Annotated in this window: 27 protein-coding genes and 1 pseudogene; 11 read left to right on the top strand and 17 right to left on the bottom strand. The window is 46.8% G+C overall.

Annotated elements, in window-relative coordinates; genetic code table 11:
* Positions 1 to 59: 59 nt before the first annotated feature.
* Positions 60 to 1,151 (bottom strand): branched-chain amino acid aminotransferase, encoded by a 1,092-nt coding sequence (locus tag L5M29_RS14665; RefSeq protein ID WP_263163952.1) that lies wholly within the window; start codon positions 1,149 to 1,151, stop codon positions 60 to 62.
* Positions 1,152 to 1,380: 229 nt separating this feature from the next.
* Between L5M29_RS14665 and L5M29_RS14660 the strand changes: the two genes are divergently transcribed.
* Positions 1,381 to 1,653 (top strand): Rho-binding antiterminator, encoded by a 273-nt coding sequence (locus L5M29_RS14660; RefSeq protein WP_131524943.1) that lies wholly within the window; start codon positions 1,381 to 1,383, stop codon positions 1,651 to 1,653.
* A gap of 13 nt (positions 1,654 to 1,666) precedes the next feature.
* The gene (locus L5M29_RS14655) at positions 1,667 to 2,008 is read left to right on the top strand and encodes a hypothetical protein (RefSeq protein ID WP_219251781.1); all 342 of its coding nucleotides are present in this window, start codon (positions 1,667 to 1,669) and stop codon (positions 2,006 to 2,008) included.
* Positions 2,009 to 2,171: 163 nt separating this feature from the next.
* On the opposite strand, the gene L5M29_RS14650 is transcribed toward L5M29_RS14655, so the two are convergent.
* Entirely contained in the window at positions 2,172 to 2,525 is a 354-nt protein-coding gene (locus L5M29_RS14650) for a RidA family protein (protein ID WP_173248029.1), read from the bottom strand.
* Positions 2,526 to 2,606: 81 nt separating this feature from the next.
* The gene (locus tag L5M29_RS14645; protein ID WP_263168406.1) at positions 2,607 to 4,100 is read right to left on the bottom strand and encodes a Na+/H+ antiporter NhaC family protein; all 1,494 of its coding nucleotides are present in this window, start codon (positions 4,098 to 4,100) and stop codon (positions 2,607 to 2,609) included.
* 179 nt (positions 4,101 to 4,279) lie between these two features.
* On the opposite strand from L5M29_RS14645, the gene L5M29_RS14640 reads away from it, so the two are divergent.
* Positions 4,280 to 4,501, top strand: coding sequence for a cell division protein ZapB (locus tag L5M29_RS14640; RefSeq protein WP_006083484.1), 222 nt, complete (start codon positions 4,280 to 4,282; stop codon positions 4,499 to 4,501).
* Here L5M29_RS14640 and L5M29_RS14635 read toward each other — a convergent pair.
* From L5M29_RS14635 to L5M29_RS14605, 7 genes are all read right to left on the bottom strand, one after another.
* Positions 4,498 to 4,710, bottom strand: coding sequence for a DUF1107 domain-containing protein (locus L5M29_RS14635; protein WP_006083486.1), 213 nt, complete (start codon positions 4,708 to 4,710; stop codon positions 4,498 to 4,500). The genes L5M29_RS14640 and L5M29_RS14635 overlap by 4 nt on opposite strands.
* A 505-nt stretch (positions 4,711 to 5,215) precedes the next feature.
* Positions 5,216 to 5,824, bottom strand: a complete 609-nt coding sequence (locus L5M29_RS14630; RefSeq protein WP_113941610.1) for a thiol:disulfide interchange protein DsbA/DsbL — start codon at positions 5,822 to 5,824, stop codon at positions 5,216 to 5,218.
* 129 nt (positions 5,825 to 5,953) lie between these two features.
* A complete protein-coding gene (locus L5M29_RS14625; protein WP_263147576.1) occupies positions 5,954 to 6,976 on the bottom strand; it encodes a serine/threonine protein kinase in 1,023 nt (340 codons plus the stop codon).
* A gap of 2 nt (positions 6,977 to 6,978) precedes the next feature.
* Complete coding sequence (locus tag L5M29_RS14620; protein WP_263168403.1) at positions 6,979 to 7,311, bottom strand: DUF3630 family protein; 333 nt, start codon at positions 7,309 to 7,311, stop codon at positions 6,979 to 6,981.
* 13 nt (positions 7,312 to 7,324) lie between these two features.
* Entirely contained in the window at positions 7,325 to 8,779 is a 1,455-nt protein-coding gene (locus L5M29_RS14615) for a protein adenylyltransferase SelO (RefSeq protein WP_263168401.1), read from the bottom strand.
* Between the two features lie 9 nt (positions 8,780 to 8,788).
* Positions 8,789 to 9,100: a hypothetical protein gene (locus L5M29_RS14610; RefSeq protein ID WP_131524950.1), complete on the bottom strand. Its 312-nt coding sequence runs from the start codon at positions 9,098 to 9,100 to the stop codon at positions 8,789 to 8,791.
* Between the two features lie 143 nt (positions 9,101 to 9,243).
* Positions 9,244 to 10,080 carry a hypothetical protein gene (locus L5M29_RS14605; RefSeq protein ID WP_263168399.1) on the bottom strand — a complete coding sequence of 279 codons (837 nt, stop codon included), beginning with the start codon at positions 10,078 to 10,080 and terminating at the stop codon, positions 9,244 to 9,246.
* A 274-nt stretch (positions 10,081 to 10,354) separates the two neighbouring features.
* Between L5M29_RS14605 and L5M29_RS14600 the strand changes: the two genes are divergently transcribed.
* From L5M29_RS14600 to L5M29_RS14585, 4 genes are all read left to right on the top strand, one after another.
* Positions 10,355 to 10,714, top strand: coding sequence for a DsrE/DsrF/TusD sulfur relay family protein (locus L5M29_RS14600; RefSeq protein WP_006083495.1), 360 nt, complete (start codon positions 10,355 to 10,357; stop codon positions 10,712 to 10,714).
* Between the two features lie 147 nt (positions 10,715 to 10,861).
* A complete protein-coding gene (locus L5M29_RS14595; RefSeq protein WP_071940633.1) occupies positions 10,862 to 11,260 on the top strand; it encodes a nitrous oxide-stimulated promoter family protein in 399 nt (132 codons plus the stop codon).
* Positions 11,261 to 11,317: 57 nt separating this feature from the next.
* On the top strand, positions 11,318 to 12,232 hold the full coding sequence (locus L5M29_RS14590; protein WP_263168398.1) for a hypothetical protein: 915 nt from the start codon (positions 11,318 to 11,320) through the stop codon (positions 12,230 to 12,232).
* A gap of 152 nt (positions 12,233 to 12,384) precedes the next feature.
* Complete coding sequence (locus L5M29_RS14585) at positions 12,385 to 12,969, top strand: YSC84-related protein (protein ID WP_105250489.1); 585 nt, start codon at positions 12,385 to 12,387, stop codon at positions 12,967 to 12,969.
* A gap of 147 nt (positions 12,970 to 13,116) precedes the next feature.
* On the opposite strand, the gene L5M29_RS14580 is transcribed toward L5M29_RS14585, so the two are convergent.
* The 7 genes from L5M29_RS14580 to L5M29_RS14550 form a co-directional block, all read right to left on the bottom strand.
* Positions 13,117 to 13,971: a universal stress protein gene (locus tag L5M29_RS14580; protein ID WP_173248047.1), complete on the bottom strand. Its 855-nt coding sequence runs from the start codon at positions 13,969 to 13,971 to the stop codon at positions 13,117 to 13,119.
* 32 nt (positions 13,972 to 14,003) lie between these two features.
* Complete coding sequence (locus L5M29_RS14575) at positions 14,004 to 15,494, bottom strand: SulP family inorganic anion transporter (protein ID WP_173248049.1); 1,491 nt, start codon at positions 15,492 to 15,494, stop codon at positions 14,004 to 14,006.
* 456 nt (positions 15,495 to 15,950) lie between these two features.
* The gene (gene arsJ / locus L5M29_RS14570) at positions 15,951 to 17,201 is read right to left on the bottom strand and encodes an organoarsenical effux MFS transporter ArsJ (protein WP_263168397.1); all 1,251 of its coding nucleotides are present in this window, start codon (positions 17,199 to 17,201) and stop codon (positions 15,951 to 15,953) included.
* Between the two features lie 5 nt (positions 17,202 to 17,206).
* On the bottom strand, positions 17,207 to 18,217 hold the full coding sequence (locus L5M29_RS14565) for an ArsJ-associated glyceraldehyde-3-phosphate dehydrogenase (protein ID WP_263168396.1): 1,011 nt from the start codon (positions 18,215 to 18,217) through the stop codon (positions 17,207 to 17,209).
* Positions 18,218 to 18,281: 64 nt separating this feature from the next.
* Positions 18,282 to 18,395, bottom strand: coding sequence for a thioredoxin family protein (locus L5M29_RS14560; RefSeq protein WP_263168394.1), 114 nt, complete (start codon positions 18,393 to 18,395; stop codon positions 18,282 to 18,284).
* A gap of 11 nt (positions 18,396 to 18,406) precedes the next feature.
* A complete protein-coding gene (locus L5M29_RS14555; protein WP_263168392.1) occupies positions 18,407 to 19,405 on the bottom strand; it encodes a permease in 999 nt (332 codons plus the stop codon).
* Between the two features lie 90 nt (positions 19,406 to 19,495).
* Positions 19,496 to 19,843 carry a metalloregulator ArsR/SmtB family transcription factor gene (locus L5M29_RS14550; RefSeq protein WP_105250495.1) on the bottom strand — a complete coding sequence of 116 codons (348 nt, stop codon included), beginning with the start codon at positions 19,841 to 19,843 and terminating at the stop codon, positions 19,496 to 19,498.
* Positions 19,844 to 20,200: 357 nt separating this feature from the next.
* On the opposite strand from L5M29_RS14550, the gene L5M29_RS14545 reads away from it, so the two are divergent.
* The 4 genes and pseudogenes from L5M29_RS14545 to L5M29_RS14530 all read left to right on the top strand — a co-directional run bounded on the left by L5M29_RS14545 (position 20,201) and on the right by L5M29_RS14530 (position 23,418).
* A complete protein-coding gene (locus tag L5M29_RS14545; protein ID WP_263168391.1) occupies positions 20,201 to 21,484 on the top strand; it encodes an arsenic transporter in 1,284 nt (427 codons plus the stop codon).
* An 87-nt stretch (positions 21,485 to 21,571) separates the two neighbouring features.
* Positions 21,572 to 22,006 carry a glutaredoxin-dependent arsenate reductase gene (gene arsC / locus L5M29_RS14540; protein ID WP_198573266.1) on the top strand — a complete coding sequence of 145 codons (435 nt, stop codon included), beginning with the start codon at positions 21,572 to 21,574 and terminating at the stop codon, positions 22,004 to 22,006.
* Complete coding sequence (gene arsH, locus L5M29_RS14535; RefSeq protein WP_311981122.1) at positions 22,003 to 22,725, top strand: arsenical resistance protein ArsH; 723 nt, start codon at positions 22,003 to 22,005, stop codon at positions 22,723 to 22,725. The genes arsC and arsH overlap by 4 nt, the downstream gene beginning before the upstream one ends.
* 152 nt (positions 22,726 to 22,877) lie before the next feature.
* Positions 22,878 to 23,418 (top strand): annotated as a pseudogene (locus tag L5M29_RS14530) (transposase).
* Positions 23,419 to 23,451 lie beyond the last annotated feature (33 nt).

The following is a 23,451-nucleotide window of genomic DNA, read 5'->3' as shown; positions in this document are numbered from 1 at the left end:
CGACAAAAACAGCCAATAAAAAAGGCTCCTAGGAGCCTTTAAACATCACCACAAATTCCTTACTTTGCTAAACGTTTAACACGCTTAACCCAGCCTTCAGGACCTTTAATATGGCCCTTTTGGATTTCGGTATACAGTTTATAGATGCGCTGAACATGCTCACCCACTTCACCATTACCGACAGTGACAACATGGCCATCTTCAAAAATGTAGGAGCCCACAGCAGAAACCACGGCCGCCGTCCCAAAACCACCCGCCTCGATAATTTCACCAGATTCAATATCAGCGATAAATTTATCAAGCATGACAGTCTCTTGGCGCACTTCACAACCGAGCATCTCACCCAATTCCATAATGGATTGCGAGGTGATCGACTTCAAAATAGTATCTGTGAAGGTTGGAATAATCACAGTGCCATCTTTCAGAATGTGGAAATGGTTCATCGCGCCCGCTTCTTCAATCTGTTGATTGGTTGAATCGAGATATAGCACTTGCGATGCACCAAAGGCTGCCGCCGCTTTACCCGCACGCAACGAAGCCGCATAGTTACCCGCGGCTTTTGAGGCGCCAGTGCCACCCGATACTGCACGATGGAAAGTTTTGCTGATCAGTAAGCGTATACCTTTGTTCACGCCAGCCGCGTAATAAGCGCCACTTGGGCTTAACACAACACAGAAGGTATAACGCGAACTTGGGCTCACAGAGAGGCGGTCTTCGGTCGCAAAAATAAAAGGACGAATATACAGACACGCGCCTTCTTGCATCGGGAACCAGAGGCGATCGACATCGATCAACGCATTGATCGCATCCATCTGCATTTGTTCATCGATATTGGGAATACAGACGATATCGGCGGAGCGATTCATCCGCTCAGCATTCTTATTAATGCGGAAAGTATAAATCTCGCCATCTTCGTGCATAAAGGCTTTCGCGCCTTCGAAGATCGACTGGCCATAATGCAACGCCATTGCACCCGGTGCCATTTCAAATGGTCCATAAGGAACGATGCGCGGATCGCACCATTGTCCATCATGATAATCCATCAAAAACATATGATCGGTTCTGAGGCTACCAAAGCCCACATTCCCCTCGGGCTTGAATTGCTCAGTACGGCGCTCGGACGCAGGTTTTAAATTGTAAGTTATTTCCATCGCATACCACCTTGATTACTGAACAAGCAGACTAGGGAGCGACAGGAATAAAGTCAAGAGGGGCTCGCATATCTAAAGGTCTAAGCAAATAAAAAACTCGCTAACACGCCTGGTTCAACTTTTCATACAGCCTCAGAGACAGGATAAAACAATCCGCATTGGGTCACACATAATGCCAATGGCAAGTATTTTTGCCACAATAGGGTCGAACTCCCAATGAGATGATCCAATGTCAGATTATAAAATGATCCCCTGCGCCCACTACGACTATCTCGAACTCGCCTGTCTGCGTGGTTATCAACTCAAAATTGAGCTTATTGATGGCACCCAGTGCCAAGGTAAAGCCATCACCACGCAGACAAGAGCCGACAAAACTGAGTGGCTTATCATCCAACTGCAACAAACTAAACAATCCCTTAGACTCGACCATATCGCCGCCATCACGCCCCTCGAGCCTAATGCTGAATTTAGCCGAGTACTCATTGCGGCCAAGCAACCCTAGCAAAGGATATAACATGGCAACTATGATTTTATCGGTTGAAATCGGTCACTGGATCGGTGGGCATAACGGCCAATACCCTCATCTCATTGAATTTGATATGGCACATTTAGATAGACCCTTTCAGGTCAGCGAAGGTTGGGGGCATGGTTTAGGAGGCTCCGCTTACTCACTCGCACAATTTGTCGAAACGCCTTATTTCCTCAAACTCAAAACCGAGGCTCCTTGGGCGTTTGCCATTATCGAACAAGGCTTAGCCCAACAAGATATTGAGACTATCGCCACCGCACTCTCAGAACAATATGGGGATCATCCGCCGCTTGTCCCTGCACATTTAATGGAATACTTATTAGGTTAAAGCAAAAAGGGTTTTGTTAGAAGAGAGTGAACGTGCTGAACCATGCAGGTTTAGTTAGCGAGGTGTATTGCGGAAAAGCTTCACCGAGTCATGACACTCGGTGACAGGATTCGAAATAGGGATCGAAACAGGTTTCTTAACTGGACGAAAAATAGCTTAGCGCTTAAACCGCAACCGCCGCAATCACTGAGACTTCAACCAAATATTCTGGCTCGGCAATAGCGGCTTGCACACAAGCACGGGCTGGCGCATGACCTTTAGGCACCCAAGCATCCCATACCGCATTCATCGCATCATAATCACCCATATCTTTCAGATAAATAGTCGCTGACAGTAAATGCTCACGCGAACTTCCCGCCTGCGCTAACAAGGTATCGACCTCCTCAAGCATAGTGACAGTTTGCTCGGTGATACCTTGATACTTGTCCTTCGCCACTTGACCACACAGATACACAGTACCTTGGTGGATCACTATACTGCTCATGCGGGTACCTACATCTAAACGGGTAATACTCATATTGATAATCTCTTAAATCATATGCACTTAAATAAATGGCTCAGCAAGAACCGAATCGGCCATTTTAGCGATAAACTGGCTTTATGTCTGCGCTACGAATCTGGGCAAAGGTGAATAAAAACGTGCCATCAAGGCAAATAATCCTAGGCTACAGCTCACCACGGCCAGCCACACTAACGGCGTCGCCACGGCTAAATTGACTAATTGAAATCCGACTAACGCTGCGCATGCCGCGATCAAAGCAAAGGGCAACTGAGTCACCACATGGTCATGGAGAGCGCAACCAGAGCTGGTCGCACTGAGCACGCTGGTATCTGAAATGGGCGAGCAGTGGTCGCCAAATACCGACCCCGCCATCACAGCGCTCAGTACAGGTAACAACAAATGAGGATCTAAGTTATGGGCAATCTCTGCGCCAATAGGGATCATAATTGCAAATGTTCCCCAGCTTGAACCCGTCGCAAAAGCCATTATCGCGCAGAGTAAAAACATTCCCGCTACCAGCAGATGCGGGGAAAGATAAGCCTTAGCCCAAGCAGCCAATAATTTAGCGACGCCAAGATCTTGGATCACAGCGCCAATCATCCAAGTGCAGAGTAAAATCGCAATGGCGAAGGCGATCATGCGAACTCCGTGGCTCAAATCCCCCACTAACGCCGTTAAACGTCGCCCAGACAAGCCTAACATGGCAAGAGTGACTAAGGTTGCCAACAAACAAGCATCACGCATAGAAGCACCAATATCAGCCTTAGCAAGCCAAAGTGACACATCCCAAGAAGAGACCTGCTGAGCCCCCGACCACAAAGTTAATCCCACTGAAGCAGACAGCAGAGTCAGCATAGGGATTGCGAGCAGCCAAGGATTTCCCTTAACCTCGACCGTATTGGAAGATTCCACAGCAGTAGCAGCAACAAAAGAGTGAAAACCTACACCATACCAAGCGACGAGCACGGACAAGCCTAAGGTCACGATGGCGTAAAAGTTAAATAAGGCCACCTCAATAAAGGCTTCCAGCGGCGACACGGGCAAAAAGCTGATCCCCGCGATAAGCGCCATCACATAGGGGCCCCAACTGGAGAAAGGCAATAGCGCGCATAAAGGCGAAGCATTGGAATCAACCAAATAGGCGAGCTGCTCATGGCGAATACCATAACGCTGGCTGAGCGGCTGACACACATGGCCGACAGCAAGACAACTGAAAATCCCATCGATAAACACTAACCAACCAAGAAATACGACCCCAAGACGCGCCTGACGCTCAGTACGAATACGGCTATACAGCCAATCGCCAAACTGACCCACGGCGCCGCCACGTGCTAACAATTGCGTCATGCTACCGAGGAGTAACATGGCGAACAGCACATTGAGATGCCACGCTTGCCACGCGCCTTGGGCATAAAATTGTTTTGCACCGATATCAAGCAAATACAACCCAGTTTGCAGAGGATCAAATTGGGCGATTAATAGGGCACCAGAGACAATACCTACGCCTAACGCCACCAGTGTGCGGCGTAAAAATAGGGCTAAGGTTAAGGTCAACAGTAGCGGGAGTATGGCGAGCAAACTAGGCGACATGGACCATTCCGATAAAAAATAAAACCAAGAATACTAACGAGTTAATAACAAATGCAAAAAAACTTAATTTAGAACCCAGTAATAGGGTGTTTTTTAACCAAACGGCAAGAATCGCTATTCCTTAAGTTCTAGGCACTGCTAGAATCACAGTCCCATCCAGAAACCATAGGACTCTCCAGATGAGCCTTGAATTACTGTCCAAACTGGAAACCAAAATCCAGGCTGCACTCGAAACTATCGAGCTTCTAAAAATGGAGCTTGAAGAAGAGAAGCAAAAAGCGTCTACGCTGAGTGAGCACAATCAACAATTGAATGCGCAAAACCAGCAACTACAAGAAGAACTCACTTCTTGGAACGAAAAAGTGACTGGCCTTGTTGGCTTGTTAAACAGCGAAATCTAAACTGCATTAGTTTGATGATGCTGCGCTTCGATCAGTTCGTTCAATTCTAAAATAGCCTGCTTCACTTTTGGCAGGCTTTTTCTTGGCAGTAAAAACCGTCCCTTCTCAAATTCCAATCGTCCTAAATCTTTAACCCAAATAACACCAGTGAGAAAAATACGCGCGTGCTTAACGATAAGCTTAGGTGCGTAGACAGGAAAAACTCTCATATGACCACCTACAAGCATTCTTGTTGTTATTGATTACAGTTGTTTGACAGAAGCTTTGCCACTTGAGTTTCATCGTTAGAGTGGTATTTTTCATCTTTTATCGCCAAAAATACTTAATCGTTTGATTTAGTTAAACTATGAATATGTCACCCTGTGAGCAAAAAAGAAGAACGCCATAATAATGTCACTTGCCAATTTTTTGACACTCTGCTAAATTATTAGCGTTACTCAGGGTAAAAATGAGTCCTCTGGCTCAAGTCCGTACTTTCTTTTACAAGAAGTACGGTTTTTTTTGCCCATTTTTTGCCTCGTCTTTATTCCATAAGTTCAAACGACTAGCCTACAGAGGCCTAACTCAGTACGTTAAGCTCCCTATCAAAGCGCTATTTGCCTTGTTGTTGCCAACCGCCCCAATAAAAAAGAGCCCTTAGGCTCTCTTTAACATGCAATCGATACAGCATTATCATCCGCTCATATGACAGCAGTGCGGGTAACGCCTATCGAATTATTTTCTTGCTAGGTAGAAAGCAATTTCTAACAGCTCGTCGTAGGATTTGATTGCTCCTGTTTCAACACGGTACTTACCGTTAACAACCAGAGCAGGTACACCCGTCAGCTTAGCGTTTTCAGTATCACGCTTCATCTTTGCCATTTGCGCCTTTACCATGAAAGACTCTGCAGCCGCATCGAAGGTTTTACCATCGACACCGTTAGCAATAAACACAGCACGAACATCATCGCGATTAGTAAAATGCTGTTTCTTCTCATGAATAGCAGAGAATAACGCCGCATCCATTTTCTCATCGACGTTTAACTGATGTGCGACTGCAAATGCGCGTGACATTTCAACCCCCATCTCTTTGCCGATAAAATCAACGTGTGCTTGGTTAAACGCAACGCCTTCTGGCTTATCGGTGAGAATTTTTGGCACTACGGTTTTAGAGAAAGTAAAACAATGCGGACAATAGAAAGAGAAAAACTCAGTAATCTCAGGCTTCGCTGTTGCTGGGCCATCGTTAATCACTGTGTAATGCACGCCTTCTTGGTATTCCACAGCCGATACTGCCAGTGGCGCCAGTAACAGAGCCGCGGCCATGAGTAATACTTTTTTCATGAAAATTCCTTAAATCATTTTGATAAATTGGCTGGAGACTAACATATTCCATTTTTTGAGTGTAACTCAAGCTTAAGAGTTCAATCTAATGTCACAAGATACGTCTGTGAAATCATATTTTGCTCAATGCTAATACGGCACTAGGCTCAGTGGTGGTTCGCTAAGGGCAAATAATTGCTCTTTGAACGCCAAAATCTGCTGTTCCCAATACTTTTCATCCCCAAACCAAGGGAAGTTCATCGGGAAGGCCGGATCGTCCCAGCGACGGCCAATCCACGCGTTGTAATGCACCATACGCAGCGCCCGCAGCGGTTCAATCAAGGCTAACTGTCTTGTATCAAACTCACAAAATTCTTCATAGGCTTCGAGTAAGATCTCAAGCTGCATCAGTTGCTGCGCTCTATCCCCGGTTAGCATCATCCATAAATCTTGAATCGCCGGTCCCATGCGAGCATCGTCTAAATCGACGAATCCGGGACCGTCTGGCGTCCACAAAATATTGCCTGGGTGTAAATCGCCGTGCAAACGAATGGCCGCAAAATCTTGGCGATCCCAAATCGCATTCGCCTTAGCCAGCACCTGCTCTACGACGGTAAAGAACGGCAAGCGTAGGCTATTAGGCACCAGATTAGATTGCTTTAACCACGCGAGCGGCTCGGCGCCTAAAATCTGCGGATTCAGCGGTTCACGTTCAGCAAATACCGTTTGCGCCGCGTACTGATGTATCCGACCGATGAACCGACCCACTAATTCCAGCTGCTCTAAATTATCGACTTCGAAGGCGCGACCACCCAAGGAAGGAAACAGGGTAAATCGATAACCTTGGTACTTGTGTAACGTATGGCCTTCGATAATTACAGGTACGGCAATCGGGATATCTTCTGCCGCGAGTGCGAGCGCATAATCATGTTCCTCTTGGATCTGCGCATCGCTCCAACGATCTGGGCGATAGAACTTCACCACATAACGCAGCCCTTCATCGCTACGGAACTGATAAACGCGGTTCTCGTAACTGTTCAGCGCGAGTAAGCCCGTTTCTGGGTACACGCCCAGACTTTCGATCGCATCTAAGATCAAATCCGGTGTTAGGGCTTGAAAATGGAACTCTGCGCCGCTAGAACTCGTGGTTGGTGGCGTCATATTCTGACTCATATTCAGTTCACTCTTAGGTGAGGTTGCAGCAAAGTGGCTAAGTATTCCAGCACCTCAAAATCGGCTTCTCGTTCGGTCGAGAGCCAGCAAATGTTGCCGTAAAACTCATAATTGAGCCATAACTGGCTGCCTTCAAATTCTAATAACCATTGATGCCTGTCGGCACCCCACTGACGCTCGCGCACAGTGCAATCTAGCGCCGCGGCTAAGGGTTCGGCAAAGTCGGCGAAACGATCAAAATCGATATCCGCACTGACCGCTAAACTTAAGGCACTTTTATCTAAGCTAATGGTATCTAAGCTCATGGCTTTTAAATGCGTACTTGATAATTTCATGCTTGTTATCCCATCAACTACTACATGACATGATCAAACCTTGGCCCCAGTCCGGCGGACGCTTGGCCAAGTCTTCATGCTCTGCGTGTTCGGCAAAGGGCTGAGTTAAGATTTTTTGCAGCAAATGCAGCGGCGCAAGATTACCCTCTTCCACCGCGATTATCGCCTCTTGGGCTAAATAGTTACGCAAAATATATTTGGGATTCACACTATTGCGCTCAGTTTGCCACGCAGGGATATCAGCCACCGCGCCCAATCGCTGTTGATAGGCTTGATACCAAGCATCAAACTGACTGACATCAATAAAGTCATCCCGCAGCGCACTGTGTTTGCTGGTTGGATCTAACTTGCCTAATTGACGCCAAGTCTGAGTGTAATCGAGTTGATTTTTCTCCATCAGCACAGTGAATCGACCTATAAGTTCGAGATCCTGTTTGACTTGCTCCACCGACGAAACATCAACTGCTGATAGACCTAGTTTTGCCCGCATCAAGCGCAAATAAGGCTGCACTAGCGCCTCTTGGTATTGATTAAGAATGGCAATTAAGTCATCGGATGGGATCACTGGTGTGAGCGCCTGCGCTAAACGTTGCAAGTTCCACAAACCTACTCCCGGCTGCTGACCAAAGGCATAGCGACCTTCGGGATCCGAATGATTACAGATAAAGTCTTCTTGGAATGTATCGAGGAACGCAAAGGGACCGAAGTCAAAACTGTCACCCAGAATCGACATATTGTCTGTGTTCATCACGCCATGGGCAAAACCGACCGCCTGCCAGTGGGCAATCATCTTAGCGGTATCTTGCACTACCTGTAAAAACCACGCTTTATAACCTGCGGCATCACAACTCAAATGGGGATAATGCTGAGTAATAGTGAAGTTGAGTAATTGAGTCAGCTTGTCGGCACGGCCGCGCTCACTGTGGCAGAAAAACTCGAAATGACCGAAACGAATGTGGCTGCGGGCTAAACGTACGGTAATGGCTGCGGTTTCTTGGCTCTCACGCCATACGGGCAAATCAGAGCCAATCACAGCCAAGGCGCGGGTCGTCGGCACCTGCAGATGATGCAGCGCCTCAGAGACTAAAAACTCGCGCACCGCGGAGCGCATCACAGCGCGGCCATCACCACGGCGCGAATAAGGCGTCGGACCGCCACCTTTAAGGGCGACATCCCATGCGCCATTTGGACCAATCGCTTCACCTAAAATGATCGAGCGTCCATCCCCTAAGCGCGGCGTGTAACCGCCAAATTGGTGGCCGCTATACACTTGGGCATAGTAGGTCGCGCCATCGACGGCCGCATTACCAGATAAGCCCAATAACAACTCATCGGTGGGTTGGCTCAAGCCAATCAATTGGGCGGCGTCATTACTCCATGCCAGCCATTCAGGCTTAGTTATCCCTTGTGGATATACTTGCGAGTAAAACTCAGGCAGCTGAGTAAAAAAATCCTGTTTAAACTTCATCTTGCCCACCTATTGGCTCATGGTCTTGCAAACCAGCACCGACTTATCGTCGAACTCGCATAGGTGCCCACATTGATAAGATCCAAGGCCAAAACCACTCACGCCAGAACGACTTAGACGTTGCATACCATGAGCCTTGCTCTGGCATTGCGCTAGAGTATCGTAGTAACCATTAATATCTTCGGCCTGCAAAGGTGTCACCGGAATGGCACTCACATCGGGATAATAAAATAGGGTCCATTCTGGGGTTTTAGTACAGCCACTGAGTAGCAATAATCCAAGCCCGAATAAGACATTCGGTAAGGCATAGCTTAGTTTCATTTTTCCCCTATTAAGCCCATAAAAAAAGCGAACCTTAGTTCGCCTTTTGCGCATTCAGTTAGCAGGGATTCTACACTGCTTAGACGAGGGAAATAACCGCTTTTCGACTAAGGGTTTACCCGCTAAGCGCTCCCTACAACATATCAAGCCGTGGTTGCTTTAGTCTGTGCTTTCTCAATCCGGTTGATTCGGCCCTCAAAGCCAGTGACAGTGCCATCGCTCAGCCCAAGCTCAAGTGCTTTGCGACAGATGACAATGGCGGCATCGAAGGCTTGGGTATCATTTAGCAAGGTGGCTAAATGCAGGAAACCGGAAGATTTAAGCTCAGTATCTTTGCCTTGCTCGGCGCTAGCCGCTTGGAACAGTGCAATATACTCTTCCGCTAATTGAGCACCATAGTTGAGGTAATCCGCCGATTTACGCTGTTTGTAGCATTCAGCAATCATATTTTGCAGCGCGGTATAGCGAGCACTGGCTGACGTCGCTCCTTGATACTCCTCAAAGGCCCGAACTAAAGTCACATTCGCCCAAGCCCCTGGCGCACCTACCTCAGAACGTGTGTTCGATACTGGCTCTGCTTCAGTCTTAACATCATCTTGTTCATCTGCAGGCGTGGCGCCTAAAATGATCACCGCCTCTTCATTATGGGCCGCAGGAATATCGACTTCGATGATATCTGTGTCTAGCGCCACCGAAATGCTCGCAGGCTCATTAGTCTCACGGGGCATTAATTCGGCTTCAACTTCGATAACGGGCTCGACTTCAGCCACGCCAGTATCCTCAACCCTTTTAACTGGCTCAGGTTCTACACGCTCGGGCTCAGCAGCGGAGAAAATAGGTGCCTCTTCGGTGGGAACTACAGGTTTTACCTTGGTCGACTTGGGTTTCATCGCCTCTTGTTCTTCTTTCGCCAATCGCTGCGCGCGAAGGAATAAAAACACCCCGACAGCAATCAGTATAAATACGACTAAGATCTTCATTCTTGTTCACCTTTGATGGCCGCTTCTCATCAGAAGCCGTGTCAATGGGTTTGCCAACGTCCATCAGGACAGTGTCCATGGCAACCGAGTCTAGCTAAAAATTGAGCAGAGATTAACCGCTATTAAAGTCCATTGTGTCGGTGCAAATCAAGTATTTATGCCTTTTTATACGATCTTGCGCTCAAATAGTTATAGTCAATTGCGCTAGACTGACGCAACCGTATTGCCTTATCACCCCAATCGCCCAGTTTACGACAAATATAAGGAAAACCTGATGCAAAGTATTCTTATCGTGGCCCACGCCAGCCCTTACGGGACAGAAAAGCTATTTAACAGCTTACGCATCGCATTAGCCCTGAAGGATCAGGACGAGCAAGCGGTCGATCTTAAACTTTTTCTCATGTCAGATGCCGTGTTTGGCGCACTCAAAAATCAAACCACACCGGACTTAAGCTACAACCTGCAGCAGATGTTTGAAATTCTCTCGGCACAGCAAGTTCCTATTCTACTTTGCAAGACCTGCGCTCAAGCACGAGGCGTCACAGCGGAAATGATTATCGAAGGTGCGCACATAGGCACACTACAAGATTTAACTCGCTGGACACTGGCCGCCGACAAAGTGATGCATATCTAAGATTTATTTTTAGGTGTGACATTGGGGATAGTTGGATTATTTAAAGCACCATTTTGTGCGCACCTTCATAAATTGGCGCTTTCGTTTTGTCAGCGCCAGTTTCACTGCCTATGATGGGATATCCGAGTGACAAGCTAAGGTATTCCAATGGGCACAGCCACACTGCTTACGGGCAAACTCCTGTACGAACACCAAACCATTGCCGCAATGGTGACAATTTATTGCAAGGCGAAACACCAAGGCCAAGACGCGACGAGCCTATGTGCAGATTGCATTGAGTTATTGGATTATGCCGCAACACGCCTAGATCGCTGCCCCTACGGACAAAACAAACCCACCTGTAATAAATGCCCAGTGCATTGCTACAAACCTGCGCAGAAACAAATCGTCAAAGAGATCATGATCTTTTCTGGTCCACGGATGTTATTACCGCATCCCGTTCGTGCAATCAAGCACTTACTCGCGGAACGCATTCCCGTTCCCAGCGTTGTGCCCGAGGCGGCTTCAAATCGTCATCAGCGCATAGCAAGCCAACAGAAAAACTAACGGCGATACTTTTACCGAGCCGATTTCCCTGATATAACAGGGCTCGAGGTATCGCATATGAACGAGTTTCATAGTTTTTTCACTCAAGCTTACTGGTGGTTGTCATTATTTGGAGGCGTACATTGCCTCGCGTTAGCTATTTATATTCGCTATTTCTATCACCCAGACGCTAACCAAAAACTCCTCGCCGCTTTCTTAAGTCTTATTGCTCTATACTTCCTCACGGGTATGTTGAACCGCGATAACAGTCCAATTCCCATTCATATCCTATTCAATCTGATTAACCCTATCTATTTTTTGCTCATGCCTTTGCTCTATCTATATTGCAAACGCAGTTTAGCACCAACCCATAAACCGCTAGGGTTTTCAAAGCATTACTGGCCATCTGCATTAACATTAGTTTTCGCCATTTTAGATATTGCCCTAAGATTAACTGCACATCCCATTAACGAGTGGCAACCCATAGCTCTGATGCTTAAAGAAATGAGTATCAGCCAATGGGGCGCTCTACTCCCAGCGCTGTTATCTGTACAAACCTGTTTTTACTTTATCGCGCTGTGGATGTTGTTTCGTCGACATAAGCGCAATCAAAGAGATGTCACTCAAACCCAAGAGGCGCTCGGCACCATTCGGTTTCGTTGGCTGATAAGCTTGACCTTGGCCATGTTGTTGAATTGGTTAATCCGCGTATTTGTGGTGATCTTGCCTTTCTATCTTGGTGATAATCTATCGCTACTTTCCCACGCATTGCCAAGGCTGACCTTACTACTGAGCATGTATATGCTGGCGGTGTATGGGCTAAAGCAAATCACCCGCTCTGCCTACTTAAAAGGCCGCATGGCCGAACCAGAGCTAGAGCAACGCCCACTCGTCATTGAAAATATTCTCACCCCAGAGGAGTATGACTTTTTGCATCAAGTTCAGCAGGACGATGCAGAAAAAAACCAAGGTTCTTCGCCACCTAAGAACTAATTGGCGAAACTGCACTCCAATCATCACCACCAATATCACTCCAACCATTAAGTCGAACACTGAACCTAAGCTGACACATATGTCACTTTTGGCTGTCATTTGTGTCGATAAAGGCTAGTCTGGAACAACTAAAGACTTGAAGAGGCGTTACCATGAAATCATTTTTAACAGCCATTGCGGCATCAACATGCCTTATTGTGAGCCTATTTGCAGCCCCAACTGTACATGCAGATGAAAGCTACGATCAGGCTGTAGTCAATTTCCAAAAAGCGAAAGAAACCAGTAAATTTTTCGACACAGCCTATGGCTATGCTTTATTCCCAACTGTGGGTAAAGGCGGAATTGGGATCGGTGCAGCCTATGGCAAAGGCCGAGTCTACCAAGGCGGTGCCTATATGGGTGATTCGAGTCTGACTCAATTATCCATCGGTTTTCAATTAGGTGGACAAGCCTACAGCGAAATCATCTTCTTTAAAGATGCCAAAGCCTATGAAGCCTTCACGAGCGGCAGTTTCGAGTTTGACGCCCAAGCGTCGGCAGTTGCCATCAACATGGGAGCAAGCGCTCAAGCAGGAACCACAGGCAACTCAGCAGGCGCAGGCCAATCGGGTGGTAATCGCTCAGCGAGCGGCTCTTATATCAACGGTATGGCGGTATTTACCGCAGCAAAAGGCGGCTTAATGTTTGAAGCCGCTCTTGCGGGTCAAGCCTTTAGCTTCGAGCCTAAAGCTAACTAACACGAACCATTCGACTGTGATATCAAACGGCGAGCCTAAATGCTCGCCGTTTTTTCTTAAATGATTACCTCAAGCTTCTGACTCAGATGTTCTAACTAAAACCAAGTCATTAGGATTGAGCGAAATAAGTTGAAATGCATATTTAACTTAGCGAAGTAATAACAAGGGGATATGGCTTTTACTGATCATCCTTGTGGTATTACTACCCACAAAAAACTCCCGAATACGCGAATGACCATAGGCGCCCATCACCATAAGATCGATTTGATGCTCAAGTTGATAGATCTCAAGGGCCGTTTGCACTTCTCCCTGACAAACGGCGGTAACCACATTGAAATCCGCCGCAATCAGAGATTCGGTCACCAACGCCAGTTCAGCTGTCGCCAGCGATTGATCATCAGACACCATCACTAAATGACATTCGAGCCCTTTAAGTAGCGGACTGCTTACGACTCGATCGAGGGCTTTTCTTGCGGTCACACTGCCATCATAGGCGATCATAAATCGCTTCGGTGCAGTAAACTCGTCCATCACCACTAAAATAGGCTGCTTAAGCGTGCGAATGACATTTTCTAAATGGCTGCCAATGGCCTGCGTCTGATCTTGATGCTGCTCCCCTTGACGGCCCATCACCACCAGTCTGGCATGGGATTCTTGCTCTAACAGAGTTTCGACTAAATCGCCGTGACGCTGCAAGGTTTCAACCACGACTGCGGGTTGTGCCTCCACGATGCGCGTTTGCGCATCTTGCAACATATACTTACCCTGCTCGAGTGCGAGTTTGCCTCGACGCGCTTCAAGCTCAACCATTTCATTGAGCAAGTGCTCCCGTGTACCTAGGCCAATATTTCCTGACAGATTTGACTCTATTGGATAGGCTGACTTATCCAATACATGTAATAGGGTTACTGGGGCATCCAGTTGCTGAGCGGCCCAGCTACTGGCGTCACATACAGCGAGTGTCACTTTTGAACCGTCGATACAGGCAATCACATTTGTCATCGTTATTTTCCTTTTCCTGTGTTGCTAAGGGCTTAGTGACCAGACATCATGTTTTCAACGTCTTCAGGCTTATCATGCACCCCAAACTTATCGACTATGGTTGCACTTGCTTGGTTAAGGCCAATTAACTCCACTTCAGTTCCCTCGCGACGGAATTTAATCACTACCTTGTCTAGGGCCGATACCGCAGTAATATCCCAGAAATGCGCTTGAGATAAGTCGATAGTCACCTTATCAACCACTTCCCTAAAATCAAATGAATTACTGAACTTATCTGCCGAGGCAAAAAAGACTTGCCCAATAACTTGATAATGGCGACCAGCGTCGGCAGCAGCCGTTACACTCTTAACCACCATAAAACGGCCCACTTTATTAGCAAAGAACAGAGACGCGAGTAATACCCCCACAAATACTCCCATAGCTAAGTTATGGGTAGCGACCACCACAGCAACGGTCGCCACCATCACAAGATTGGTTGATATTGGATGATGCTTAAGATTACGAATTGAATCCCAAGAGAAAGTACCGATAGACACCATGATCATCACGGCAACCAGTGCCGCCATAGGGATGAGCTTTAACCATTCGCCGAGGAATACAATCAATATGAGTAGAAATACCCCCGCTGAAAAGGTCGATAACCGTCCGCGACCACCCGATTTAACGTTGATGATCGACTGACCAATCATAGCGCAACCGGCCATACCGCCCATTAAACCCGCGCCGATATTGGCAATACCTTGGCCCTTACACTCACGATTCTTATCGCTTTGGGTATCGGTTAAGTCATCGACTATGGTGGCGGTCATCATAGATTCTAGCAAACCCACCACGGCAAGGCCGGCCGAGTATGGGAAGATGATCATCAGAGTTTCAAGGGTCAATGGCACTTCAGGCCAGAGGAAAATAGGCAAAGTATCAGGCAGTTGCCCCATGTCACCGACAGTACGAATATCTAACCCCATATAAACCGCAAAAAGTGTTAATCCGACAATACACACGAGAGGCGAAGGTACGGATTTACCGATCACAGGGATAAGTGGGAATAAATAGATAATACCAAGACCTGCAATCGTCATCGCATAGACATGCCAAGTCACATTGGTCAGTTCGGGCAACTGGGCCATAAAGATCAGAATCGCCAGTGCATTCACAAAGCCTGTCACCACAGAGCGGGAGACGAAACGCATCAAGCTTCCTAGCTTTAAGTAACCCGCGGCAATTTGCAGCACACCCGTTAATAGGGTCGCCGCGAGTAAATACTCGAGGCCGTGTTCCTTCACTAAGGTCACCATCAACAACGCCATAGCGCCCGTTGCGGCAGAGATCATACCAGGACGGCCACCTGTAAACGCGATGACCACTGCGATACAGAATGAAGCATACAGGCCGACTTTAGGATCGACGCCTGCAATAATAGAAAAGGCAATCGCCTCAGGGACTAACGCCAGTGCAACCACAATACCGGCTAACAGATCTCCGCGTATGTTGGAGAACCACTCTTTTTTCATGGTTTGTATCATGTCACTCACTCTGATTGAAATTTAATCATATCTTCCAATAGCTAATATCAACACTTGACTCAAATGTCAGCGCATAGCCAATGAGGTACTTATGCGTCAAGGTGACGGAATGCAATTGGGATTATGGGGTACTGCAAAACAACTACCGAGTCGGTAGCGACTAAGGACGGATCTTAACGATCCAAGAAGGAAGGATTAAACTAATGCGGCTTAATGCTCATCACCGAAAAATAACCTCACTTATATGAGCCAACTCAAATTTGACTGCATTAAAAATAGTTGTGCTATTGGGAATAGCGACATAATGACGTGTATAAAACAGGCCGGAGTATAGAGAGTTGTTTGCTCAAAATCAAAAAACTTCAGTTAACATCAGAGTGATTAAAATACCCACCATACTTTGGTGGGTATTGAATAAAAACAACCGCAACAACTCAGGGATAGCTTAGGTAAGTATTAAGCACCATCTGATATCGCTTTATGCCGAGGTAGTTTGATTGAGATAAGCGCCGCTAACGCAATAAATGCCGCCGATATCCACAGACAAGCCGCCATGCCATACACTTGATACACCCAGCCAGACAACACAGTCCCGATCAAACGCCCCATAGCATTAGCCATGTAGTAAAAACCCACATCTAACGATACGCCATCTTCATCCGCATAACTGACGATAAGATAACTGTGTAATGAAGAGTTGATCGCGAATAAGGCGCCAAACAGCATCAATCCCCAAATCAGTATATTCGCGGCATGGAAGTCATAACTTATCGCCAGCGCAATGCCTGCCGGCACTATGCTCAATATCGCCGCCCAACCTAAGGCGCTACGTCCATCGGGAACCTTGTTTTTGCCCGCCGACTTTGTCCCCGTCAATCGAGGTGCAAAGCCTTGCACTATGCCATAACCTATCACCCAGAGTGCGAGAAAACCGCCGACATACCAATGACCCCAACCAAAGGTTGAGGCCAAATAAACGGGTAAAGCCACCACAAACCACACATCCCGCGCACCAAACAAAAACATGCGTGCGGCAGAAAGCGTGTTTACCGCCGGACTCTTAGAGAAAATTTCCGTGAACTTAGGTTTGTTTTTGGCTTTACCTAAATCGCGCTGTAAACTTAACAGACTAAAAATCCACACCAGCAATAGGCCAATCGCCATGCCTAACACGGCCTGCTGGAATCCAAACAGGGTCAGTAAGGCACCGCCCAAGAAGAACCCCGCGCCCTTTAGCGCATTTTTGGAGCCAGTGAGCATGGCAACCCACTTATACAGCTCACCCTGAGCATCATTGGGCACCAACAACTTGATACTGCTTTTAGCGCTCATTTTATTGAGATCTTTAGCGATACCCGACAAGGCCTGTGCTGCCATCACCCAAGCAACCGTCAGCATACCGCTAGGCACAAGCAGCATGCTAAGGGCGACAATCTGCATAAATAGGCCCACATTCATGGTCTTATTTAAGCCTAAACGCGCCCCAAGCCAGCCGCCGACTAAGTTCGTTACCACCCCAAAGATTTCATAGAAGAGGAATAGCATGGCAATTTGCAGCGGGCTATAACCTAATCCATGGAAATGGAGCACCACTAACATACGTAATGCGCCATCGGTAAGCGTGAATGCCCAATAGTTGCCTGTGACCACCAAATACTGGCGGATCTCGGGTGATATGTTAGACAAGAACCCTGTCAGCTTAGCCATAAAGCCTATGCCTTATCCATCAGACCGACCATGCGGGCCAGTTCGACGGTGCGATTGGCATAACCCCACTCGTTGTCATACCAAGCGTAGAGTTTGACCTGAGTGCCATTGATAATCATGGTCGATAGCGCATCGATAATGCTCGAACGCGGATCGGTTTTATAATCAACCGAGACTAACGGTCGTTCCTCATAACCTAAAATACCTTTTAGCGGTCCGTCTGCCGCTTCTTTTAACAGGCGATTGACTTCAGCTTCGGTCGTTTTGCGACTCACCTCGAACACGCAATCGGTTAATGAGGCGTTCGCTAATGGCACCCGCACCGCATGGCCGTTAAGCTTACCTTTGAGTTCAGGGAAAATATGGGTAATGGCCGTCGCTGAGCCTGTTGTCGTAGGGATAAGGCTTAAACCACAGGCCCGTGCACGGCGGAGATCTTTATGCGGCGCATCTAAAATAGTTTGAGTGTTGGTAATATCGTGAATAGTCGTCATGGAACCATGCACTATGCCGAGGTTTTCGTGGATCACTTTGACGATTGGCGCCAAACAGTTAGTAGTACAGGAGGCCGCAGTCACAATCGGATGAATGGCTTTGTCATAGAGTTGATGATTCACCCCCATGACAACGTTTAACACGCCCTCTTCTTTAACAGGCGCTGTGACCACAACGCGTTTAACGCCTTGATCTAAATAAGCTTGCAGCACTTCTTTGGTTTTCATCTTACCCGAGGCTTCAATCACCACATCGCAGGCGGACCAATCGGTTTCGGCGATGGTTTTGTTGCGTGTACAGCGAATACGCTTGCCATCGATAATGATGTCATCACCATCGGCATTGGCTTCGTACTGCCAGCGACCATGCACAGAGTCGAATGTCAGCAAATGGGCTAAGGTCGCCGCATCCCCTGCGGGATCATTAATCTGCACAAACTCAACCTCTTCCCAGCTCCAAGCAGCGCGCAATGCTAAACGTCCCATACGGCCAAAGCCATTTATCCCGATTTTGATTGTCATACCTGCATCCTTCACACTCAGTTTTATATTAGGTGTTTTATATTATTTTTTTAAGATTAAAGCGTTATCTGTTCGATATAGCCGCGCTAATGCCCTTCTCGTTGGCAATGGCGGTAATAATCTCAGCGGTTTTAGTGTATTTAGCGCATCCACTACCTAATGCTTTGATATTTAACATTTTTATAATTCTCACAGAATGGGACCTATAGCGTTAAAGATCCAACCGATTAAGGTGAATGAAATCAATAAAATAGCAAAAACGATGGCCAGCAAACGCCATTGCATCACCTGCTTGAGCAAAATGAACTCGGGAAAACTGGCGGCAACCGTAGACATACAAAATGCCAATGTCGTCCCTACGGGCAAGCCATTAGTGATAAGGCTCTCCATGATAGGAATAACCCCAGTCGCATTGGAATACAGAGGAATACCAATCAATACCGCCGCAGGAACCGACCACCATTGACCATCGCCTAAGTGGGCTTCGATCCAACCGTCAGGCACAAATCCATGGAGTGCGGCGCCAAGCCCAACCCCAATAATGACCCATTTCCACACTCGGCCAAAAATCTCTAGGGTCTCGCCTTTCGCAAATTCATGCCGTTCCGTTAACGTCATGGATGTTGATGTCATACCCTCGCTATTATCGTGACTTGCTTGTGCCTTTCCTTGCTCGAGTGCTTTGGCGGCAAAGGACTGCAGCCAACGCTCAGCGCGGATCGTGTCCAAAAATGCCCCCGCCAACATACCCACTGACATGCCGACCAGCACGTATATCACAGTAAACTTCCAGCCCAACAGACTCACAAGCAACAGAACGGCGACTTCATTAATTAACGGCGAAGTGATCAGAAATGCCATAGTGATCCCAACGGGGATCCCCGCGGAAGTGAAACCTAAAAAAACCGGAATACTCGAACATGAGCAGAATGGGGTAACAGCGCCAAAACCCGATCCCATAAAGTAACCGACAAAACGATTTTTACCCGCCAAGTAATCCCGAACCCGCTCGACATTGAGCGAGGCCCGCACCAAAGCGATGCCATAAATCATCAGCAACAGGAGCGCAAAAATCTTAGTGGTATCTTCAATAAAAAAATGGATGGCGTCGGCGAGCTTAGTATTAGGCTCTAAACCCATCAAATCAAAAGTTAACCAGCTTGCTAAATCTGAAAATATTTGCAGCATTGTTACGCCACCTTAATATTAAGCAAAACTTTAGACACGCAAACATATGAAAAAACGTATATTTGAGGTTAAATTTTTGCTGCTAGTCTTCTAGCAGCAAGCTTTAGCACGGTCAGGACGCCCGCCCATCTTGCACAAATTACGCATATTTTCTTCAAGGAATACAGTGTTTTGGTTGGTAACTTCACTCAACACTAACTGACTCCATTCGGGTAAGTCATTATTGATACGATAGAAAATCCATTGCCCCTGACGGCGATCAACTAATAAACCGCATTTACGTAATTGGGCCAAATGTCGCGAAATCTTAGGCTGGGTCTCTTGCAATGCCTCGGTCAATTCACAGACACAGAGCTCCCCCTCTTGCTGGATCAACATCATGCAACGCAAGCGGGTTTCATCGGCTAAACATTTAAAAAACTGGGTTGGATTAATCATTGATGCCCTTAGACTGAACTAATAGAAACATTTTGATCCTTTTGTTAACTTTCCTAAAGGTTCATTCAAACAGCAAGCTGTGAGCGGTAAGAAACAACACTCATTTTTCATGGCTATGGATCTTTTGGAAAGACCTTGTACAATATATACGAATTTTCATATATGTAAATATCCGTATATAAGATCACCTTAAGTTTCATGCATTAGTCAAAATGGTGCTTGAGTATAGTGTTCAATACTAAGATATATACGAAAATTCACATATAAAAAATCATTCAGACCCACCGACAATATCGTTAGGTGAGGGCATTATTTTATGATTACGGGTAGACAGTCTCTGCCCTTTTAGGAGCTTGTATGTGGTTAGCTGGGGCAATTTTTGTTCTCACCATAGTGTTAGTAATTTGGCAACCTAAGGGGTTAGGCATAGGTTGGAGTGCTACCTTGGGCGCCGTATTGGCCCTACTACTGGGTGTGGTGCACTTAGGGGATATTCCTGTGGTATGGAATATTGTCTGGAATGCGACCGCCACCTTTATTGCCGTGATCATCATCAGTTTATTATTGGATGAGTCGGGATTTTTCGAATGGGCCGCGCTGCATGTGGCCCGTTGGGGCAAAGGTCGTGGCCGTTTACTCTTTACTTACATAGTATTACTCGGCGCGACTGTTGCCGCATTGTTTGCCAATGATGGCGCGGCGCTGATCCTCACCCCCATAGTGATTGCTATGTTACTGGCTCTGGGCTTTAGCGCCGGAGCAACCTTAGCCTTTGTAATGGCGGCGGGTTTTATTGCCGATACCGCAAGTTTGCCGTTAATTGTCTCTAACCTAGTCAATATTGTTTCAGCGGACTTCTTCAACATAGGTTTTAACGAATACGCCTCTGTGATGGTGCCTGTCGATATTGCTGCTATTAGTGCCACCTTAGTCATGCTGCATCTGTTTTTCCGCAAAGATATTCCCGCGACCTACGACTTGCAAAAACTACGCGAACCTAAGGCCGCCATTCGCGACCTCAACACCTTTAAAACCGGTTGGGGCGTATTAGTCTTACTCTTGGTGGGCTTTTTTGGCTTAGAACCGCTCGGTGTGCCCGTGAGTTTAGTGGCTGCCGTGGGTGCCCTGATCCTGTTTGTTGTCGCGAAAAAAGGCCAAGCCATAGATACCACTAAGGTACTGCGCGGCGCGCCATGGCAGATAGTGATCTTTTCACTCGGCATGTATTTGGTTGTTTATGGTCTTCGCAACGCAGGCTTAACCGATTACCTATCAAGCGTATTAAATAGCTTGGCAGAACAAGGGCTTTGGGCTGCCACTATGGGCACGGGCTTCTTGGTCGCGTTTTTATCGTCCCTCATGAACAACATGCCAACGGTGTTAATTGGCGCCCTCTCGATAGACGGTAGCAATGCGACCGGCGTGATTAAAGAAGCCATGATTTACGCTAACGTGATTGGTAGCGATTTGGGTCCTAAAATCACCCCCATCGGCAGTTTAGCAACCCTGCTATGGCTGCATGTACTGGCGCAGAAAAATATCAATATTACCTGGGGTTATTATTTCCGCGTCGGCATAGTGATGACGCTACCTGTGCTATTTGTCACCCTAGCGGCACTGGCGCTGCGCCTCTCCTTCTAATCTTCGTCCATGGGCACTAGAGCATCTGTTTAGTGCCTATGGATAAATTTATAAGCGATTATTTATCAGAGACATGTTATGACTAATATGATTGATGACAGCATTAAGATTTACCACAATCCAGCCTGTGGCACATCGCGCAACACTTTAGCATTGATCCGTAATAGTGGAGTCGAACCCCAAATCATCCACTACTTAGAAACGCCGCCCTCCCGCGATGAATTACTTAAGTTAATTAATGAGATGAAAATCTCTGTGCGTTCATTGTTACGCAACAATGTTGAACCATTTGAACGACTAGGACTTTCTGAAGACACATTTACTGATGAAGAACTGGTTAACTTTATGCTGACTTATCCCATTTTAATTAACCGTCCTATCGTCGTTACGCCGCGAGGCACAAAACTCTGTCGCCCGTCTGAGACAGTGCTTGATATTTTGACCAAAGCACAACAAGGCCCTTTCACCAAAGAAGATGGCGAAATCATCATTAATGAACAGGGACAAAGAGTTCGCACATGAAACCACTAAACCACGATATGCCAGCACTCAAACAAGAATTAATGGTTAATAACATGGATATGGACTGTTTTAATCTAACTCCTCTAACCCATCCGCCTAGAATACTGATGCTTTATGGCTCAGTACGAGAACGCTCCTATAGCCGACTGACGACGGAAGAAGCCGCTCGACTATTAACACACATGGGCGCAGAGGTGCGTATTTTTAACCCTTCTGGACTTCCACTTCCTGATGATGCGCCTGACAGTCATCCCAAAGTCATGGAACTAAGAGAAATGGTACGTTGGTGCGAAGGTATGGTGTGGTGTTCACCAGAACGCCACGGTGCGATGACCAGTATTATGAAAGCCCAAATCGATTGGATCCCTTTGGCTGAAGGTGCTGTCCGGCCTTCACAAGGTAAGACATTAGCAATAATGCAGGTGAGTGGTGGTTCACAGTCCTTCAACACACTAAACCAAATGCGTATATTGGGACGATGGATGCGCATGTTCACCATACCCAACCAGTCTTCAATCGCAAAAGCTTGGTTAGAGTTTGACGAGGCAGGCCGAATGAAACCTTCGCCTTACTACGATCGCGTAGTTGATGTTATGGAGGAATTGATGAAATTCACTTTACTCCTGAGGGGCAATGTTGATTTCCTCACGAACCGATATAGCGAACGCAAAGAAAGCGCTTCAGAGCTATCAACCCGAGTAAATCAAAAAGAAATATAGATTAAACACTAAAAGTATTCTCGACTATGGAGCAAAAGATTAGCCCTGCGCCAACTTTTACTCCATATAAGAACCATCACGCCAAATAAGTACATTCCAAATACACGAGTGAGCACCTAAATCCTTAAAGCCAGCTAAAAACTCTCTGTAACTTGCCATCAACCAAGCCGAAACCTCGCTATAAAACGACTAACTGGAAGCAATACAACCAAGCCTTAATCAACCGCAGTTCACCCACCTTCTGGATTGATAAGACGCCACAAACAAGTGGAAAGCCGAAGTTAAGTTGCGCAAGAAAGGCCGTCCACGTTTGTTTAGCGACTTAGCCATTATCACTGCCCTGCCACGAAGTTGTTCGTCGAAAACGTGCCTTATTGCTTTTCACTCCTAAGTAAGCCACAGCGTTATGGCATAAGAGCATCCCAATAACTTAGCGGTCAGTAGGCAAAAGCTTCATGGCTCAAATAAGCAATGGAAGAAACTGTACAGTTATCGTCGCCGGTCATCTCAAAAAGCGCCATGTACAGGATAAAGTATCTGCGAAGTGTTACTTTGAGGATGCGAAATGATAACGCTCAGGAGGGAGAGACTTACACCATGATAAGGGCTCTGAACAAGCTTATAGTGCTGGTTATGCCTGAAACCCATCATATCGTCCAATATTTAAACAGCCATAAAAGTTCTGTTCACTGAATCGGTTTAGGAAACAATGATTTGACTGGGTTT

The sequence above is a fragment of the Shewanella sp. SM95 genome, assembly GCF_025653595.1.
GTDB classification, from domain to species: Bacteria; Pseudomonadota; Gammaproteobacteria; order Enterobacterales; family Shewanellaceae; genus Shewanella; species Shewanella oncorhynchi.
The sequence above is the reverse complement of the archived record's forward strand: the minus strand, read 5'-3'. Positions and strand labels throughout refer to the sequence as shown.